The organism is Bellilinea sp. (genome assembly GCF_034432615.1).
Lineage (GTDB): Bacteria > Chloroflexota > Anaerolineae > Anaerolineales > Anaerolineaceae > Bellilinea.
Genome location: NZ_DAOUBL010000023.1, coordinates 1 through 17,139, shown reverse-complemented (window position 1 = coordinate 17,139; position 17,139 = coordinate 1). Strand labels below are relative to the sequence as shown.

Here is a 17,139-nt window from a genome sequence, read left to right as displayed (position 1 = left end):
ATTGGTATTGCCATGCGGGCTTCTTCTTATGACAAACCAGCAGCCCGGTTAATGGGCATCAATGTGGACTCGGTGATTTCCTTTACCTTTGCAATTGGGGCTGCCTTTGCTGGTTTAGGAGGGGTCTTGTATGCAATTGCGTACAGTTCAATCTGGACTCAGCTGGGCATCTTACCCGGCTTGAAAGCCTTTGTGGCGGCTGTTTTAGGCGGAATTGGCAGTATCCCCGGTGCGTTTGTGGGTGCTTTAATCATGGGTCAGGCAGAAGCAATGACCATGGGATACATTTCAACGCCGATGCGTGATGCGGTTGCGTTCACAATCTTGATCATCGTGCTCCTCATTCGACCAACCGGTATTTTTGGCGAACCGGAAAAAGAAAAGGTATAAAAGGAGAGCCCTAATGGAACTTGGATTTCTCCTCGGTTCAATTTTCAAAATTTTTGCAATTCTGGCTTATTTGTATGGTTTATTGTGGGTGTTGGCGCGACCTAACCGCTGGGTCAAGTTGATTGGGGTGGTGGTCGCTTTTGGCGTGGTGCAACTGGCATTGACGGATTTTGGCGGCTTTCAGGTACTGACCAATTTCGATAGCGGCCTGCTCTTTCAGGCCTGCGCCATGACCATGGTTGCGTTGGGCTTGAATTTAATCTACGGCTTCAATGGACAATTCAGTCTTGGGCAGTGGGGTTTCTATGGAATTGGCGCTTACACCGCTGCGGATATTACCTATCGCTGGGTCAATGGAGATGCAAGAGGTTTGCTGGTAGTGGGTTTTGGTACCATCCTTGGTGGATTGGCGTTGATTTACATTGGACGCTGGTTAAAACGGTTCCGGGGTGTGCCGGTTCTTTCATCTTTTACACTCTATCTTATCGGCGCCATTCTGGCAGGAACTGTGGCGGTATACATTGGGAATGCCTTGAATCCGCTGTTTGAGCCGTTGCTTGGAACCAACCTGAACCCGGGCGTTCTCAATTCACCCCTGGCTCTGCAAATTGTGTTCTTCCTTGCGGTTGTGTTTGCCGGTATTTTCGCGGCGGAAGTGAGCTTTTTGTTTGGTTTACCGGTACTGACGTTGGGCTCAGATTACTTTGGGATTGCGACACTCGGATTTACCATTGTGGTCAATGTTTTGATGATTAACTCGGATACGATCTTGCCCTTCCCCGAAATGAAAGGCGGGCGCGGCATGGTCGGAATTCCGAAACTGACCACCTGGTTCTGGGCGTTTTTCTTTATGATGGCGGTCATTGTCATAATGCGCAACCTGATCCAGTCCAGTACCGGGCGGGCAATCATCTCGGTTCGTGAAGATGAAGTGGCTGCCAAAGCAATGGGAATTGATATTGCCGGGTCGAAGTTAATGGCATTTGTGATTGGCAGTTTCTTTGCCGGCATTGGCGGGGCTGTGTATGCCCACTTCATCGGTTTCCTCAGTCCCGGCACATTCGGCTTCCTCCAATCTTTCAACCCGTTGATTATCATTGTCTTTGGCGGTTTAGGCAGCATGACCGGAACGATAGCAGCCTCATTTGGCTGGATTTTCTTCCTGGAGGGCTTGTTGCGGGTTCTGCTCAGCCAAATGGGCACTGAAGCGCCAACCTGGCGGTTTGTTCTTTATCCCATCACACTTTTGTTGTTGATGCTCATTCGTCCCCAGGGTCTATTGGGGAATATTGAATGGGGCTTTCTCAAACAAAAGACCGTCCTGCCGCGGGCGCAGACAGTAGTGGAAAAACCTGAAGTGGTTGCCAGCGAAGCATGAGGAGACCGTAATAATGTCAACCATGTCAACCATCCTCGAAATCAGTGATTTGACGAAATTCTTTGGCGGGTTGGGCGCCGTCCGCAATTTTGACCTGACCCTTAAAAAAGGTGATTTGAATGGGTTAATTGGCCCAAACGGCGCCGGTAAGACGACCGTTTTCAACCTGATTACAGGCATTTACGAACCAACTGCCGGCGATATTGTGTTCAATAATACTTCGATTGTCGGGTTAGAGCCGTTTGAAATTACTCGTCTCGGAATTGCGCGGACTTTTCAAAATATTCGCTTATTTTCCAACCTGACTGTCCTGGATAACGTTCGAATAGCCTATCATCCGCATACCAAATATGGCATAGCAGATGGCATCCTTCACAATCATAAGTATGATGTTCATGAAAGAGAATTAACCGAAAAGGCACAAGAATTTTTGGCGATTTTTGGTTTGGAAAATCTGCAAAACGAAATTGCCAAAAATCTGCCTTACGGTCAACAACGGCGGGTAGAGATTGCCCGTGCGCTGGCCTGCGAACCGCGGTTACTGCTGCTGGATGAACCGGCGGCCGGCATGAACCCGCGCGAAATTCTGGAATTGATGGACTTGATCCACTTCATCCATGATCGTTTCGATCTGACCATTTTGCTGATCGAGCATCAAATGCGTGTCGTAATGGGAATTTGTAAGTACATCACGGTAATGGATTTTGGTCAGGTGATTGCGCGCGGTACGCCAAAAGAGATTCAGGAGAATGAACGGGTGATTGAGGCTTATTTGGGAAAAGGAGCCGGTCATGCTGCTTGAAGTTCAAGACTTAAATGTATTCTATGGGGCAATTCATGCTTTACAGGGTGTATCCTTCCATGTGGAGGAAGGTGAAATTGTGACCCTGATTGGTGCCAATGGTGCTGGAAAATCCACCACGCTGCGCACCATTTCTGGTTTGCTGCGCTCCCGCACGGGGCATATCAAGTTCAAAGGGCAGGATATTTCCATGCTTCCGGCCGACCAGATTGTACGGCTGGGAATCAGTCATGTGCCTGAAGGACGAAAAATCTTTGCGCCGTTAACAGTCAAAGAAAACCTGTTAATGGGAGCCTATACCCGCAAAGACCCCAATGAAATTGAACATTCGATGCAACGTGTTTTTACCAGTTTTCCGCGGTTGAAGGAGCGTTTGAATCAGTTGGGAGGCACACTCTCCGGAGGCGAACAGCAGATGCTGGCAACCGGACGCGGTTTGATGAGCCGTCCCACCTTGCTGATGATGGATGAACCCTCGATGGGATTAAGCCCCATTCTGGTTGAAGAAATTTTCAACATTATCAAGGACATCAACTCGCAAGGAACCAGCATTTTACTGGTGGAGCAAAACGCTCAAATGGCGCTTTCAATTTCTCATCGGGCGTATGTCTTGGAAACCGGGCGGATTGTTCTTTCGGGAACTGCCAGGGAAATTGCTGAAAATCCACGAGTGAAAGAGGCCTATTTAGGCGTATAAAGCAGATACCGGGCTGGCCTGTAAGCCGCATTCTGTCCATCCGCAGGGTATCCCTGATGGGACGGCTGCAGATGGGGTGATCATCTCTCTGGACCGGCTGTTACCAGACGGTTCTATGCAGCCTACCCGGAACTCAAACGGGACGAGCAGCCCCTCGTTCCTGCTTGGCTTTGCTCCCGGCGGGGGTTGCCTGGCAGCCGCATTACTGCGGACTCCGGTGGTCTCTTACACCACCTTTTCACCCTTGCTGCCCGAAACAGGCAGCGGTTTGTTTCTGTGGCCCGATCCAGCGGGTTACCCCGCTCCGGGTGTTACCCGGCGCCGTGCTCTGTGGAGTGCGGACTTTCCTCAGCAGTACAAAGATGCACTGCCGCGATCACCCGGCCAGCCCGGTTAATTAGAATATACCCTAAGAAATGCCAAACGTAAAGTATAATCTACACAAGCCAAATATTTTTTCGGAGGGAACCATGCGTACACCATTAATCGCGGGAAACTGGAAGATGAATAAAACTGTGGAACAGGCTCGCGCTCTGGTGGCTGAGATGCTGCCTGGGTTGCAGACCGTTTCGGCAGTTGAACGGGTGCTGTGTCCACCATTTACTGCGCTGATGCCGATTTCTGCTATGCTGGTGGGAACAGAGATTGGCCTTGGAGCGCAAAACATGCACTGGGAGGCTCAGGGGGCTTTTACCGGTGAGGTTTCACCGGCGATGATCAAGGAGTTTTGCCAGTATGTGATTATCGGACATTCTGAACGGCGTACCTATTTTGGGGAAACCGATCAGACGGTCAACAAGAAAGTGCATGCCGCTCTGTCAAATCAATTAATTCCGATTGTTTGTGTTGGAGAAACGCTGGAAGAAAACGAAGCCGGCCGCACAGCGGAAGTGGTTGCCCGCCAGGTTTGTGATGGTTTGAAGGATGTACCCAAAGATCAGGCCACAAAACTGGTAATTGCATACGAACCGGTTTGGGCGATTGGCACGGGTAGGGCAGCCAGCGGGGAGGTGGCTAATCGTGTGCTGGCGGAAATCATTCGACCGGCACTGGCTGGTTTATTTGATACCCCAACTGCTCAACAAATTCGGATTTTGTATGGCGGGTCAGTTACGGCTGGGAACGCACAGGAATTTTTTGGTCAGCCTGAAATAGACGGTGCACTGGTCGGCGGTGCGAGCCTGAAAGCCGCTGAATTCGTCAACATCGTCGCTGCCGCTGCAAAGTGAGTTGGCTTCAACCCTATAGCGGGCTGATCCTTTTTATCCTTAGCCTGCTGGTTTTTCTCGTGGTGCAGCGCAGGCTGCACCGCGAGATTCAGGGGGTGTTTCTGCTGCTGACACGCAGTCCGGCGCTGGCTTTAGGATTATTTGCATTGTTGTTTTTTCCCGGTGTTTTGATTCATGAAACCAGTCACTGGATTACGGCTAAACTTGTGGGAGTGCGTACCGGAAAATTTTCGCTCATTCCCCAATTGCAGCCGGATGGAACTTTGCGGTTGGGATATGTGGAAGCGGCCCCTGCCGACGTTTTCCGCGAGACATTAATTGGAGCAGCGCCTTTTATCAGCGGTGTGCTCACGGTTGGCTGGATTGCTGTTTTCCCTTTGGATGTTTTTCGGTTTGGTCAAATTCAAACGGGAGTAAGATTGAACGAGCTTTGGGGTGGATTGGCTGATATGGGAAAAATGCCAGATTTTTGGTTATGGTTTTATCTAGCTTTTACGATCAGTTCCACCATGCTGCCTTCGGCATCCGACCGGCGTGCGTGGCTGCCGAGCACGCTGATTATCGGGATCATTCTTATAATTTTCTTGATTGCCGGAGTTGGAGAATGGTTGCTGGTTTTGGTTGATCCAATCAACCGAGTTTTAGGTGCCGTTGCTCTTGTGTTTGGGTTTTCTCTGGTATTGCACTTATTCCTGATTCTGCCATTCTGGCTCTTACGGAAATTGTTAAGTAAAGCGACTGGATTAGAGGTAATTTGACAAACATCATCCATTATCAAGGAGTAAGGTTAGGTGAAAAAATGCTATCTTTTGAGTAGAATGGTGGATGAGATAAGGAGAATACCCCCTTGCTAATCGATTCCTTCGGCAGACAAATTACCTATTTGCGAATTTCTGTAACCGATCGGTGCAATTTTCGCTGCGTCTATTGCATGCCGCCGCAAGGTGTACCTTATGTTCCGCACGAACGTATCATGCGCTATGAGGAAATTGCGGCATTGGTGGCGGTGGCTGCCCGGTTGGGTATTCGGAAAGTGCGCATCACCGGCGGTGAGCCTCTGGTACGGGCCGACTTGCCCAGACTGGTTCAGATGATTTCTGCTATTGAGGAAATTGAGGATATCAGTCTCACTACTAACGGTATTTTGCTGGAAAAATATGCTGGCGCGCTTGCCCAAGCGGGTTTAAAGCGCGTGAATGTCAGTCTGGATACATTGAATGCTGAAAAATTTACCAAGATCACCCGCGGAGGAAATCTGGAGAATGTCTTGAGGGGGATTGCTGCGGCGGAGGTGTGTGGGTTAACGCCGATCAAAATCAACACGGTCATCATGCGCGGGATTAACGATGATGAGTTGGTTGATCTGGCAAAATTGACCCTGAAACATACCTGGAATTTGCGCTTTATTGAATTGATGCCGATTGAAAATCAGCAGTCATGGGGCGAAGGGTTTCCCCCGCCAGAGCAAATTTTTATGCCCGTCAGTGAGGTCATGGCTTTGTTGCAACCTTTGGGTTTAGAGCCAGCCATTTTGGAAAACGATTCCGGACCGGCAAGACCTTATCGGCTGAAAGGGGGCATGGGGACGGTTGGTTTTATTTCACCATTAACCGAGCAGCACTTTTGCCAGCGCTGCAATCGCATCCGCCTGACGGCAGACGGCCATTTACGCCCTTGCTTGATGAGCGGCCTGGAAATTCCGGTTTTACCGGCTCTGCGAGCTGGAAAACCAATTGAATCTCTGTTGGAGGAAGCGCTACAAAAGAAACCAGCTGGACATCAACTGGCCAGCCACATAAGCCCAAATGGAAGGTGTATGATTCAGATTGGGGGGTGAAAATTACCCGGTACCAAATTGACGGTCGCCGGCATCTCCCAAACCCGGAACGATGTAACCAATTTCGTTGAGATGGTCGTCCACCGCTGCAAGATGAATGGGGACATCCGGGTGATGTTGCTGCATGTTCTGGATGCCTTCCGGCGCGCCAATCAATCCGACAAATTTGATGCGTCTGACTCCCCATTGCTTGAGAATATCCACGGTAGCAACGGCTGAACCGCCGGTGGCAAGCATTGGATCGAGGATCAGGCACACAGATACCCGCGGTTCGGTGGGTAATTTGTTGTAATACTGGACAGGTTTAAGGGTTTTCTCATCTCGGTAGATGCCAATATGCCAGACTTCAGCAGAGGGCATCATTTCCCAGATCCCTTCAACCATTCCCAGACCAGCGCGCAGAATGGGTACCAATCCAATCTTTTCCAGCAACTCTGCACCGGGAGCAGTACCTAATGGGGTTTGCACTTGCACAGGCTGGATTTGCAAATCGGCGGTGGCTTCGTAGGCAAGCAGGATGGTGATTTCGCGGACCAATTCACGAAATTTTTTCGGTTCGGTTTGGGTTGAGCGAAGTTTAGCAAGTTTGTGGGCTACCAGCGGATGTTGGGAGATGAAGACCTGGGACATATCTGCTCCTTGGAGAAGATTTTTCCCATTATAAACCCATTCGACCAAACGAAAGAGGGTATAATCGTTGCCATGAACGATTCTTCAAGCCGATTGGTACAACCCGAAGCCCGACCGGATGACCGGCTGGATCAAGCCATGCGACCGCGACATTTGAACGAAGTGATCGGTCAGGATCAGGTCAAGGAAAATTTATCTATTTTGATCAGTGCAGCCCGCAAACGGAGCGAACCACTAGATCACGTCCTTTTCTACGGGCCGCCCGGGCTGGGAAAAACGACACTTGCGCATGTGCTGGCAAACGAGATGGGTGTCAATATCAAAATCACGGCTGGACCCGCAGTTGAACGAGCGGGCGATCTGGCAGCCATTCTCACCAATTTGCATGCCGGGGACATTCTGTTTATTGATGAGATTCACCGCCTGGGTAAGACGGTTGAGGAAGTCCTTTACCCTGCAATGGAGGATTTCGCTCTGGACATCGTGATCGGTAAGGGGCCTTCAGCGCGATCCATTCGCTTAAAACTGCCGCGTTTTTCGGTGATTGGTGCAACCACACGGTTAGCGTTGGTCAGTGCGCCGCTGCGGGCCCGCTTTGGAGCAGTTTACCGGCTGGATTATTATGAACTGGAAGCAATGTGCGTGATTGTGCAGCGGGCAGCCCAAATTCTAAAAGTGCCGGCTGAAGCGGCTGGGGTAGAGGAAATTGCCCGGCGGGCGCGAGGTACCCCGCGGGTGGCTCTGCGTTTATTACGGCGAGTGCGGGATTTTGCGCAGGTTCGGGCAGATGGTGCCATCAGCCGGGAGGTGGCACAAGAAGCGTTGAATTTACTGAATGTTGACCCGCTGGGTTTGGACGATGTAGACCGGCGGGTGTTAAGCACCATCATCGAAAAATATGGCGGCGGGCCGGTGGGACTGAACACGATTGCTGCTTCAATTGGTGAAGAACCCGATACCATTATGGATGTGGTTGAACCCTATTTGCTGCAATTGGGATTTTTAGACCGCACCCCACAGGGCAGAGTGGCAACCCGCCTGGCCTACGAACATCTGGGGATCCCCTATCCGGGAGAGCAGCGTCAGCCCACCCTGTTTGATGCTTCAACAGCAGAATAACCTAAAAATTGAGTTTCATCGAACCATGCGTACCAGTGACTTTGATTATCATCTACCGCCCGAACGGATTGCACAGCATCCGATTGAGCCGCGTCATAATGCCCGCCTGCTGGTACTGAACCGCCAGAGCGGCGAAATGGAGCATCGCCATTTTTATGAACTGCCGGAATATTTGAATGATAGAGATGTGCTGGTCATTAATCAAACACGGGTGATTCCTGCACGAATTTATGGAATCAAACCCACTGGCGGAAAAGTTGAAATTCTTCTCCTTAGACGCGAAAGCGAAAGGGTGTGGGAGGCGTTGATCGGCGGTAAAAAAGTAGGGGCGGGAACCGTGATCCAGCTGGTGGATGGCCCGCGAGCCGTGATTGAAGCCGTGCTGGATGGGGCACGTCGCCTGGTTCGATTTGAGATGGAGATTGAACCTTACCTTGAAAAAAAGGGGCAGGTGCCTTTGCCGCCTTATATTCATGAAAAACTCGAAAATCCGGAACGTTATCAGACGGTTTTTGCGCGGCTGCCCGGGTCTGCCGCCGCACCAACCGCCGGTTTGCACTTTACGCCGGAACTGATCGGTCGCCTTGAACAAAAGGGAGTCCGGTTTGCCAGAATTACGCTGCATGTAGGGCTGGATACCTTTGCGCCGGTCAACGAAGAAGACCCGCGCGAGCATGCCATCCACAGTGAGTGGTGTGAACTGGATGAGGAGGCCGCGAGGTTGATCAACTCTGCTCGCGCAGAAGGCGGGCGGGTTGTTGCAGTGGGAACCACTTCGGTGCGGACTTTGGAAAGCGCAGCTTTGAACGCCTCGGCGGGGCAGGTGGTTGCACCTTTTAGCGGGAGAACGCGTTTGTTCATTCTGCCTGGATACTCATTCAGAGCGGTGGACGCAATGATTACTAATTTTCATTTGCCGCGCTCAACCTTGCTCATGCTGGTTTCGGCTTTTGCTGGCAGAGAACGGATTTTGAATGCATATCAGGAAGCTGTGCGACTTGAGTACCGTTTTTATTCCTTCGGTGATGCCATGTTGATTGTATAATCAAGAAAAGGAGAAATCATGACCAAAAAGAATTTGCAATGGAGTCAACCTCCCGCAACGCAGATAGACCCAAAGAAGCGCTACACAGCAACATTTGTGACTGAAAAGGGAGATATTGTTGTTCGCCTTCATGCCGATAAGGTGCCAAAAACAGTCAACAACTTTGTTTTCCTTGCCCGACAAGGCTTTTACGATGACACTATCTTCCATCGCGTGATTGCCGATTTCATGGCCCAGGGTGGCGACCCTACCGGTAGCGGCAGAGGTGGACCGGGTTATCGCTTCGAAGATGAATTTCATCCCTCCCTGAAGCACGACAAACCCGGCATTCTCTCGATGGCGAATGCCGGCCCAAATACCAACGGTTCTCAATTTTTTATCACCCATGTGCCGACCCCCTGGCTGGATAATCGTCACGCCGTGTTTGGTGAGGTGATTTCAGGAATGGATGTTCTGCTTTCTATACCTGAACGTGACCCGATTAAGGTTAACAGCCCGGCGGTGAAATTGAAAACTGTTATTATCAGCGAAGAGGATTAGGACTTCATTGTCATCGCAGCAACTGTTTTGGGAGCGGCTAAATGATCAAATCATTACCTGTCGGCGCTGTCCGCGTCTGGTTGAATGGCGGCAGCAGGTAGCGCGGGAGCGCCGACGCGCCTTTGCGGATTGGGACTATTGGGGGAAGCCGGTACCGGGTTTTGGGGATATTGAAGCGCGGGTGTTAATTGTGGGTTTGGCGCCGGGCGCCCATGGCTCGAACCGCACCGGTCGCATGTTTACGGGCGATTCCTCTGGAGATTTTCTTTATCAGGCTTTACACGAAGCGGGTTTTGCCAGCCAGCCACAGGCCGTACACCGGGAGGATGGACTGGAACTGCAGGATGTTTTCATCAGCGCAATATGTCGCTGCGCTCCGCCGGATAACCGTCCACTGATGGAGGAAATTCTCAATTGCCAGCCTTACCTGGTTGAAGAAATTCGATTGCTGACGAGGCTGGAGGGCATTGTTGCTTTGGGGCGGATCGCCTTTGAACGTGTTCAGAAAATCATCCGACCGCAAAACCGGTTGTTGCCGTTTCGGCATGGGGCGTTTTACCGTCCTGCGGATGATCTGCCGTGGTTGTTGGCTTCGTATCATCCCAGCCGGCAAAATACTCAAACTGGCAGGCTTACGCGAGCAATGTTTGCGGGTATTTGGCAGCAGGTGAGGGATGAACTTGGCTAAGCAGGTTTTTGGGCAATAAACCAGACCCGCCCCGATGAGGGTAACGCCGGACTTTGTTCGGTAAGATTCCCAAGCCGAGCCAGTACCTGAAAACCGGCTTTTTCCAATGCAGATTGAATGAGGTCCATTGGGTATGCTCTCTGGGTATGAATCTCTTCCCAGCGGTTCCATTGGTTTTTCTGGTCATCGCGAACGAAGAGGATTATTCGCAAAGAGGCTTCGCTTTTCTCGTAGTCACAGGAGGGGATATGAATTTCCAGAAGATCATCTGTTTCCTGAGAAATGTAAACGGGGTGCTGCTGCCAGCGCACAAAAAGCCCATAAAGGGTATTCATGTCGAACAGGAAGCCGCCGTTGGGTTTGAGCGCGCGAAAAACGCGCCTGAAAGTATTTTCTAGATCGGCCAATTCCAGCAAGTAGTTCAAACTATCGAACCAGCAAGTAACCAGATCAAACTCATTCTCGAAGGAAAGATTGCGCATGTCATCCTGGATCAGCCTGAAAGATTTGCCAGTGTTTTTTAGGCGGGCTTCAGCGAAGCGCAGCATGTTCGAAGATTGATCCAGGCCGGTTACTTGCCAACCATTGAGAAGCATTCCTTCCAGAAAGGTGCCTTCACCGCACGCAAGGTCGAGCAACTTACCAGATCTTGGCAGGGCATATTTTTCTAACAGGGACGGCAGCAAATTAAAAACCCATTTTGAAAATTCCGGGTAAGAACCCCGACGATATACCTCGGCAAATTGTTGGTAAATTTCGCTCATTTGAATATTCCTTATTCACCGTTTGTAAAACCTTTGTACAATTATATCTTGTTCCACAACTCAGGGTGGTTTAGAATGGGTATTATGAACAGACGAAAAATTTTATTGCTTCTCCCACTCGCCATAATTCTTGTTGTTTTTGGTGGATTTTCGGTTTGGGCTTATACCCCTTTAGGTCCGATGCCAGAGGCAAGTGCTGCGTTGATCAGCGACGAACAGGTTGTGACCCAATCCCAAGGGGATTGGTGGGAATTCTTGCCAACAGCAGGTCAGGTAACTACCGGTTTTATTATTTACCCCGGCGGGCGGGTGGATTGGCGATCGTACGCCCCGCTGGCAAGAAATATAGCCAGTGCCGGATTTCTGGTAGCGCTGGTACCCATGCCTTTCAATCTAGCGGTTTTTGCTCCACAAAAAGCAAGTGAGGTGATCGCTTCTCATCCGGAAATTCAACGATGGGCAGTTGGCGGGCATTCGTTAGGCGGCGCCATGGCGGCCAATTTTGTATATCAGAATCCTGATCAAGTGCAAGGATTGGTTTTGTGGGCTTCATACCCGGCGGAAAATAATCCACTAAAAAATTTACCCATTCGGGTGATTTCGATTTACGGGAGTGAAGATGGACTGGCAACAACGGATGTGGTTGAAGCCTCGCGCAGCCTTTTACCGGACGATACGCACTGGGTGCAAATTGCGGGTGGTAATCATGCGCAATTTGGCTGGTATGGAAATCAACCGGGAGACGGCCAGGCCTTGATCAGCCGCGAAGATCAGCAACTGGTCATTGTCGCAGAAACGGCCAAGTTTTTGGCGCAATTATCTCTCAACGGGGTGGAAAAATGAAACCTTTCCGGATTATTGGATTGTTTTTACTGGTGGTCTTACTGGTGATTACCATCGGGCCGCTGGTCATTCCTATTCCACCTTTGCCGGATCCTGTTCCGGTAACGGCGCTAATGGATGATGACAGCCGTTTTATTGAGGTCAATGGGATTGATGTGCATTACAAACAATATGGGAGTGGCGAACCAGTGATGATTTTACTGCACGGATTTGGGGCAAGCACCTTTTCCTGGCGTGAAGTGATGCAGCCCCTGGCAAAAGCCGGTACCGTAATTGCTTTTGACCGTCCGGCTTTTGGCCTGACGGAGCGCCCCATGCCCGGTGAATGGGAAGGAGAATCGCCTTATACCCTTACCTCGCAAATCCAATTGTTGATTGGGTTGATGGATCAGTTCGGCGTTGAACAGGCGGTATTGATCGGCAATTCAGCTGGCGGCACCGTTGCTGTTGCTGCAGCGCTGGCACATCCTGAACGGGTGAGCGCGCTAGTGCTGGTGGATGCAGCGATTTATGCGGGTGGCGGCGCACCGGCGTGGATTCGCCCGTTGCTGCGTACACCCCAGTTTGACCGGCTGGGACCTTGGTTTGCACGTTCAATTGCCGGCGAACAGGGAGATGCTTTTTTACGGGCTGCCTGGCATGATCCCTCCAAAATTACGGATGATATTGTTGAGGGTTATCGAAAACCGTTGCAAGTGGCAAACTGGGATCGTGCTTTGTGGGAGTTGACCAAAGTCAGTGGTGAATCACGTCTGGCGGAGCGGCTTGATCAACTCACCATGCCGGTGCTGGTTGTAACTGGCGATGATGATCGCATTGTCCCAACTGCCGAAAGTCTGCGGCTTGCCAATGAGATACCCGGGGCAAAACTGGCTGTTTTTCCTAATTGTGGACATGTCCCGCAGGAGGAATGCCCCGAACCATTTTTGAAGGCAGTTTTGGACTTTTTGGCTGAAATCAAATAATCATTGGAGGTGGCTTTAAGATGCCCAAGCAATTAAAAATCAATATCCCTGCTCCAGATTTTGAAGCTGTAGATACGCATGGGAATACAATTCGGTTATCAGACTATCGTGGGAAAAAGGTGGTCGTTCTGGTTTTCAACCGTGGGTTCATGTGACCATACTGCGTGAAGCATATGGCGCAGTTGCGTCAGGATTACGATGAGTTTAGCCGAAGAGGTGCTGAGATTATTGCATTAGGACCGGATGGGCCGCGTGCTTATCAGCGTTTTTGGGAATTGGAAAACATGCCCTTTGTTGGGGTGCCTGATATCAAGTCGAAGATTGCGGATAAGTACTACCAGGAGGTCAACTTGCTCAAACTCGGCAGGATGCCGGCGGTGTTTGTGATTGATAAAAACGGAATGATTCGCTATAAACATTACGCCTCGTCCATGTCGGATATTCCGGATAATAACGAAATCCTAAAGGTCATTGAGGAAATTGGTGAGGAACAAGATGAATAAGACTGCGTTGATTTGGGGAGTCAATGGTGGAATTGGATCTGCGCTGGCAGGGCTTTTGTTGAAAGAAGGCTGGCAGGTGGTCGGAACGGGCAGGAGTGAAGTCGAGGCCAGGAAAATTACCCCATTAACCTTTGAGGTGGATGTTGCCAGTTCTTACTCTGTTCGCGAGGCTGTGGCAGCCATAGCACAGGAAGTTGACGGCGTGGATTGGTGGGTTTACGCGATTGGTGATATACTTTCTAAACCCATTGGTAATATGGACGAGGTAGAATGGCAGCGAATTTTGAATGCCAACCTGAATGGTGTATTTCATGCCATTTACCACAGTCAAGCGCTTTTGAACGAAGGCGCGCCAGTTTACATTTTAGGGGCGGTCAGTGAGCGGATGCGGTTGCCAGGACTGGCAGCGTATGCTGCTGCTAAAGCCGGTTTAGAAGCCTTTGCAGAAGTGTTGCGTAAGGAACTGAAACGGGCAGTTGTGGTTGTGCGTCCTGCCGCGGTGGACACTGCATTGTGGAAAAAAGTTCCCTTCCGGCTGCCGGCGAATGCACTTAAACCGGAGGAACTGGCGCAGAAAATGTATTCTGCTTATCAAAATAACTATAAAGACTTGTTTTTGGAATGACATGATTTGGGACTATCAGCACTTACTATCCAGACGACTGTTGTTATGGAGTTTACTCAGTGTCGTCCTCGGGTTATTGGTTTTTGGACGCGGAGATTTCTGGCGCGGATTTGCCATTCAAGCGATTGTGTGGGCAGCCGTAGATGCGGCAATTGCCCTGTTTGGTTTACGCGGTTCTTTACCCAGGCTGTTTCAGACAGTTGATCTGACGGTTGCAGAAAAAGAAACCCGAAAAATGAGAAAAATTTTATGGATCAACACCGGTTTGGATGTGTTTTACATAACCGGCGGCAGTTTGCTTTACCTGTTGCGCGGGGCAAATGATCCTTTCTTAGCCGGTACGGGAATTGGCATTATCGTTCAGGGTGGTTTTTTGTTCTTCTTTGACATCTGGCATGCAACACATGCCCCCCTGGAAAAGCCCCTGCCCGACCTTGGAATTTTCAAAGAAACGCTGCATGATACCACCGACCTGCCAGGCAAGCATGGCGCAATCTTACTGGTGCATGGTTTTCCCGGCAGTCCGGCTGAGATGCTTGCGCTTGGAGAAGCCTTGAACAAGGCTGGCTGGCATGTGCGTTTATTGCGTTTACCCGGCCATGGCACTGGTTTTTCTCACCTCTTTCAAACCCGTGTAACCGACTGGTTGGAAGAGGTGGAAAAGAACCTGAATGACCTGCGCCAAAATTTTTCTCCCGTTTTATTGATGGGTTACTCACTGGGTGGGGGGATTTCTCTGGCGGTGGCCAGTAAGGTAAAGCCGGATGGGTTAATTTTGCTTTCTCCCTTCTGGAAAGCCGAGCCATGGTGGGTTAAGTGGCTGGCACTGCCGGTCAGAACCATTCTGCCGGTGTCCATTTATCCCTTCCGTACACGCTGGCTGAAGCCTGAACAATTCCGCGCGGCTTCAACCGAATTGTTGCCAGGATTCAATTTGGACGATCCGCAGGTGCGTCGGTCTTTGATGGACATTCGCCTGCCAATGGTGTTCTTAGAGCAGTTCAGGCGGCTCAGCCAGTTGATTATTCAAGGCTTAAAACGGATTGAGGTTCCTGTTCTGGTCGTACAGGGGAAGTATGATCCGGTGGTGTTGCCCCAGGGAACCCAGGCTCTGATACGCCAGATAAATGCGCCGCTGGAGTATGTAGAAACGGAGGGGGATCACAATATCAACCAACGTTTTAATAAAGGTTACGCGGCGACCGAGCAAGCCGTTCTTGAATTTGCTGAAAGATTCAGAATGAGGCAATAAAAAAATACCGGTGGGATGGTTTTTTATTCCCACCGGTCTCTCTTTCCTCACAAGTCGGTGTTTAGCGGCGCAGAGCGCTCCAGCCAGCGTATTGAGCCGTATCACCCAACTCAGCTTCGATGCGCAGCAGTTGATTGTACTTGGCAACCCGGTCAGAGCGGGCAGGGGCACCGGTTTTAATTTGACCGGTATTGAGCGCAACAGCCAGGTCGGCAATCGTAGAGTCTTCGGTTTCGCCAGAGCGGTGAGAAACAACAGTCCGCCAGCCGGCACGATGCACCATTTCAACCGCCTGGATTGTTTCAGTGAGTGAGCCGATCTGGTTCAACTTGACCAGCAGAGCATTACAGGTCTTTTCTTCAATGCCGCGGCGGATGCGCTGTGGGTTGGTCACCAGCAAATCATCGCCAACGATCTGAACGCGGTCGCCCAGTTCACTCATCACAATCTTCCAGCCTTCCCAATCGTCCTCCGCCAAACCGTCTTCCAGTGAAACAATCGGATATTGGTCAATCCAATTCTTCCAGAAGGCCACCATTTCCTCACTGGAGAGCATTTTCCCTTCTTTGCGTAGATTGTACTTGCGGGTTTCAGCGTCGAACAGCTCCGAAGCAGCTGGATCTAGAGCGATGGCAACCTGCTCACCGGCTTTAAAGCCGGCTTTTTGGATGGCTTCCAAAATGACTTCTACCGCCTCAACATTGGCTTTGAGTGAGGGAGCATATCCGCCCTCATCACCTACCAGGGTGGTGTAACCGCGTGCTTTGAGGACGCTTTTGAGCGCATGATAGATTTCAGCTCCCCAACGCAGACCTTCTGCAAAGGACGACGCTCCCAGCGGCATGACCATGAATTCCTGGGCATCGGTGGACTGCCAGGCGGTATGTGCGCCGCCGTTTAGGATATTCATCATGGGAACAGGCAGGACGTGAGCGTAAACCCCACCAATATAGCGGTAAAGCGGCAAGCCCAATGAGTTGGCTGCTGCTTTGGCGACCGCCAGGCTGACTCCTAAAATGGCGTTGGCACCCAGTTTGGACTTGTTGGGAGTGCCGTCCAGAGCGATCATTTCCATATCAATCGCTTTTTGTTCCAGCGCATCCCAGCCGATCAGGGCATCGGCAATTTCGTTGTTGACATTTTCCACTGCTTTGAGTACGCCCTTGCCGTTGTAGCGGGTTTTATCACCATCGCGCAATTCAAGCGCTTCGTGAGTACCGGTTGAAGCACCGGAGGGAACGGCGGCACGTCCCCAGCTGCCATCTGCCAGTACAACTTCTACTTCAATGGTCGGGTTGCCGCGTGAATCGAGAATTTCCTGAGCAAGAATTGATTCAATTGTTGTATCCATGTTATTTACCTCTTTTGAAAGATTTGATTGAACAGTCGTAAGACTGTGTACAGTCATAAGACTGTTGAACTGGTGCTCCAAACATGCTAAGTATAATCCAATTTTTGGTTTTTTTCTTTTGAGTTTGTGAAAGGCTGAACTTTTACTTCGACGTGTTCACAAGCAGCCTGAACGAATGCTTTGAAAAGGGGATGAGGCCGGTTGGGGCGGGAAAGAAACTCGGGGTGGAATTGGGTACCAACCATAAAGGGGTGATCGCTCAATTCGCAAATTTCAACCAGCAAGCCATTTGGAGAAATACCAGAAAAAACCATGCCATTCTCCTCAAAGATCTGGCGGTAAGCATTGTTAAATTCAAAACGGTGGCGATGGCGTTCTTCCACCAATTCTTGTTGATAAGCGTGCCGGGCAATAGTATCCGGCTGCAGCTGGCAGGGATATTAGCCCAAACGTATGGTGCCGCCCATGTCCGTTATGTGCT

General features: G+C 50.5%; 19 protein-coding genes, 1 other RNA gene and 1 pseudogene. 16 read left to right on the top strand and 5 right to left on the bottom strand.

Annotated elements, in window-relative coordinates:
• The 4 genes from VAE48_RS01245 to VAE48_RS01230 all read left to right on the top strand — a co-directional run.
• Positions 1-390 (top strand): branched-chain amino acid ABC transporter permease (locus VAE48_RS01245; protein WP_416181004.1); only part of this gene is annotated, 390 nt, incomplete at its 5' end.
• Positions 391-403: 13 nt separating this feature from the next.
• Positions 404-1,768 carry a branched-chain amino acid ABC transporter permease gene (locus VAE48_RS01240; RefSeq protein ID WP_322791488.1) on the top strand — a complete coding sequence of 455 codons (1,365 nt, stop codon included), beginning with the start codon at positions 404-406 and terminating at the stop codon, positions 1,766-1,768.
• A 22-nt stretch (positions 1,769-1,790) separates the two neighbouring features.
• Positions 1,791-2,570, top strand: coding sequence for an ABC transporter ATP-binding protein (locus VAE48_RS01235; protein ID WP_416181005.1), 780 nt, complete (start codon positions 1,791-1,793; stop codon positions 2,568-2,570).
• Positions 2,560-3,267 carry an ABC transporter ATP-binding protein gene (locus VAE48_RS01230; protein ID WP_416181003.1) on the top strand — a complete coding sequence of 236 codons (708 nt, stop codon included), beginning with the start codon at positions 2,560-2,562 and terminating at the stop codon, positions 3,265-3,267. The genes VAE48_RS01235 and VAE48_RS01230 overlap by 11 nt, the downstream gene beginning before the upstream one ends.
• 5 nt (positions 3,268-3,272) lie before the next feature.
• Here VAE48_RS01230 and rnpB read toward each other — a convergent pair.
• An RNA gene (rnpB, locus tag VAE48_RS01225) (RNase P RNA component class A) lies at positions 3,273-3,659 on the bottom strand.
• A gap of 78 nt (positions 3,660-3,737) precedes the next feature.
• On the opposite strand from rnpB, the gene tpiA reads away from it, so the two are divergent.
• The 3 genes from tpiA to moaA all read left to right on the top strand — a co-directional run bounded on the left by tpiA (position 3,738) and on the right by moaA (position 6,333).
• Positions 3,738-4,496: a triose-phosphate isomerase gene (tpiA, locus tag VAE48_RS01220; RefSeq protein ID WP_322791486.1), complete on the top strand. Its 759-nt coding sequence runs from the start codon at positions 3,738-3,740 to the stop codon at positions 4,494-4,496.
• The gene (locus VAE48_RS01215) at positions 4,493-5,254 is read left to right on the top strand and encodes a hypothetical protein (RefSeq protein ID WP_322791485.1); all 762 of its coding nucleotides are present in this window, start codon (positions 4,493-4,495) and stop codon (positions 5,252-5,254) included. Before tpiA ends, VAE48_RS01215 begins: the two co-directional genes overlap by 4 nt.
• Before the next feature lie 89 nt (positions 5,255-5,343).
• Positions 5,344-6,333, top strand: a complete 990-nt coding sequence (gene moaA / locus VAE48_RS01210; RefSeq protein ID WP_322791484.1) for a GTP 3',8-cyclase MoaA — start codon at positions 5,344-5,346, stop codon at positions 6,331-6,333.
• A gap of 3 nt (positions 6,334-6,336) precedes the next feature.
• Here moaA and upp read toward each other — a convergent pair whose 3' ends face one another.
• Positions 6,337-6,963 carry a uracil phosphoribosyltransferase gene (gene upp, locus VAE48_RS01205; protein ID WP_322791483.1) on the bottom strand — a complete coding sequence of 209 codons (627 nt, stop codon included), beginning with the start codon at positions 6,961-6,963 and terminating at the stop codon, positions 6,337-6,339.
• Between the two features lie 72 nt (positions 6,964-7,035).
• Between upp and ruvB the strand changes: the two genes are divergently transcribed.
• From ruvB to VAE48_RS01185, 4 genes are read left to right on the top strand one after another with little or no spacing between them, the layout of a single operon-like run.
• The gene (gene ruvB / locus VAE48_RS01200) at positions 7,036-8,082 is read left to right on the top strand and encodes a Holliday junction branch migration DNA helicase RuvB (protein ID WP_322791482.1); all 1,047 of its coding nucleotides are present in this window, start codon (positions 7,036-7,038) and stop codon (positions 8,080-8,082) included.
• A 25-nt stretch (positions 8,083-8,107) separates the two neighbouring features.
• A complete protein-coding gene (gene queA, locus VAE48_RS01195) occupies positions 8,108-9,127 on the top strand; it encodes a tRNA preQ1(34) S-adenosylmethionine ribosyltransferase-isomerase QueA (protein WP_322791481.1) in 1,020 nt (339 codons plus the stop codon).
• Positions 9,128-9,145: 18 nt separating this feature from the next.
• Positions 9,146-9,667 (top strand): peptidylprolyl isomerase, encoded by a 522-nt coding sequence (locus VAE48_RS01190; RefSeq protein ID WP_322791480.1) that lies wholly within the window; start codon positions 9,146-9,148, stop codon positions 9,665-9,667.
• Positions 9,668-9,674: 7 nt separating this feature from the next.
• Positions 9,675-10,355 (top strand): uracil-DNA glycosylase, encoded by a 681-nt coding sequence (locus VAE48_RS01185; protein ID WP_322791479.1) that lies wholly within the window; start codon positions 9,675-9,677, stop codon positions 10,353-10,355.
• Here the strand turns inward: VAE48_RS01185 and VAE48_RS01180 are convergent.
• Positions 10,352-11,119 carry a class I SAM-dependent methyltransferase gene (locus VAE48_RS01180; protein WP_322791478.1) on the bottom strand — a complete coding sequence of 256 codons (768 nt, stop codon included), beginning with the start codon at positions 11,117-11,119 and terminating at the stop codon, positions 10,352-10,354. The genes VAE48_RS01185 and VAE48_RS01180 overlap by 4 nt on opposite strands.
• 84 nt (positions 11,120-11,203) lie before the next feature.
• Here VAE48_RS01180 and VAE48_RS01175 point away from each other — a divergent pair, with 84 nt between their 5' ends.
• The 5 genes from VAE48_RS01175 to VAE48_RS01155 are packed head-to-tail and all read left to right on the top strand — an operon-like array spanning position 11,204 to position 15,307.
• Positions 11,204-11,962 (top strand): alpha/beta hydrolase, encoded by a 759-nt coding sequence (locus tag VAE48_RS01175; protein ID WP_322791477.1) that lies wholly within the window; start codon positions 11,204-11,206, stop codon positions 11,960-11,962.
• Entirely contained in the window at positions 11,959-12,927 is a 969-nt protein-coding gene (locus VAE48_RS01170) for an alpha/beta hydrolase (protein WP_322791476.1), read from the top strand. The genes VAE48_RS01175 and VAE48_RS01170 overlap by 4 nt, the downstream gene beginning before the upstream one ends.
• 20 nt (positions 12,928-12,947) lie before the next feature.
• Positions 12,948-13,430: a peroxiredoxin family protein gene (locus VAE48_RS01165; RefSeq protein ID WP_322791475.1), complete on the top strand. Its 483-nt coding sequence runs from the start codon at positions 12,948-12,950 to the stop codon at positions 13,428-13,430.
• Positions 13,423-14,055 (top strand): SDR family NAD(P)-dependent oxidoreductase, encoded by a 633-nt coding sequence (locus VAE48_RS01160; protein WP_322791474.1) that lies wholly within the window; start codon positions 13,423-13,425, stop codon positions 14,053-14,055. The genes VAE48_RS01165 and VAE48_RS01160 overlap by 8 nt, the downstream gene beginning before the upstream one ends.
• Position 14,056: 1 nt before the next feature.
• Positions 14,057-15,307, top strand: a complete 1,251-nt coding sequence (locus VAE48_RS01155; RefSeq protein ID WP_322791473.1) for an alpha/beta hydrolase — start codon at positions 14,057-14,059, stop codon at positions 15,305-15,307.
• A 61-nt stretch (positions 15,308-15,368) separates the two neighbouring features.
• Here VAE48_RS01155 and eno read toward each other — a convergent pair whose 3' ends face one another.
• Complete coding sequence (eno, locus tag VAE48_RS01150; RefSeq protein ID WP_322791472.1) at positions 15,369-16,658, bottom strand: phosphopyruvate hydratase; 1,290 nt, start codon at positions 16,656-16,658, stop codon at positions 15,369-15,371.
• A gap of 86 nt (positions 16,659-16,744) precedes the next feature.
• A pseudogene (locus VAE48_RS01145) lies at positions 16,745-17,139 on the bottom strand (glutamine amidotransferase-related protein); the annotation flags it as partial.

Bases quoted from the DNA above. Each gene is read 5' to 3' on its own strand.
- VAE48_RS01240 (WP_322791488.1), top strand. From the start codon at position 404: ATGGAACTTGGATTTCTCCTCGGTTCAATTTTCAAAATTTTTGCAATT.
- VAE48_RS01235 (WP_416181005.1), top strand. From the start codon at position 1,791: ATGTCAACCATCCTCGAAATCAGTGATTTGACGAAATTCTTTGGCGGG.
- VAE48_RS01230 (WP_416181003.1), top strand. From the start codon at position 2,560: ATGCTGCTTGAAGTTCAAGACTTAAATGTATTCTATGGGGCAATTCAT.
- tpiA (WP_322791486.1), top strand. From the start codon at position 3,738: ATGCGTACACCATTAATCGCGGGAAACTGGAAGATGAATAAAACTGTG.
- upp (WP_322791483.1), bottom strand. From the start codon at position 6,963: ATGTCCCAGGTCTTCATCTCCCAACATCCGCTGGTAGCCCACAAACTT.
- ruvB (WP_322791482.1), top strand. From the start codon at position 7,036: ATGAACGATTCTTCAAGCCGATTGGTACAACCCGAAGCCCGACCGGAT.
- queA (WP_322791481.1), top strand. From the start codon at position 8,108: ATGCGTACCAGTGACTTTGATTATCATCTACCGCCCGAACGGATTGCA.
- VAE48_RS01190 (WP_322791480.1), top strand. From the start codon at position 9,146: ATGACCAAAAAGAATTTGCAATGGAGTCAACCTCCCGCAACGCAGATA.
- VAE48_RS01180 (WP_322791478.1), bottom strand. From the start codon at position 11,119: ATGAGCGAAATTTACCAACAATTTGCCGAGGTATATCGTCGGGGTTCT.
- VAE48_RS01175 (WP_322791477.1), top strand. From the start codon at position 11,204: ATGAACAGACGAAAAATTTTATTGCTTCTCCCACTCGCCATAATTCTT.
- VAE48_RS01170 (WP_322791476.1), top strand. From the start codon at position 11,959: ATGAAACCTTTCCGGATTATTGGATTGTTTTTACTGGTGGTCTTACTG.
- VAE48_RS01160 (WP_322791474.1), top strand. From the start codon at position 13,423: ATGAATAAGACTGCGTTGATTTGGGGAGTCAATGGTGGAATTGGATCT.
- VAE48_RS01155 (WP_322791473.1), top strand. From the start codon at position 14,057: ATGATTTGGGACTATCAGCACTTACTATCCAGACGACTGTTGTTATGG.
- eno (WP_322791472.1), bottom strand. From the start codon at position 16,658: ATGGATACAACAATTGAATCAATTCTTGCTCAGGAAATTCTCGATTCA.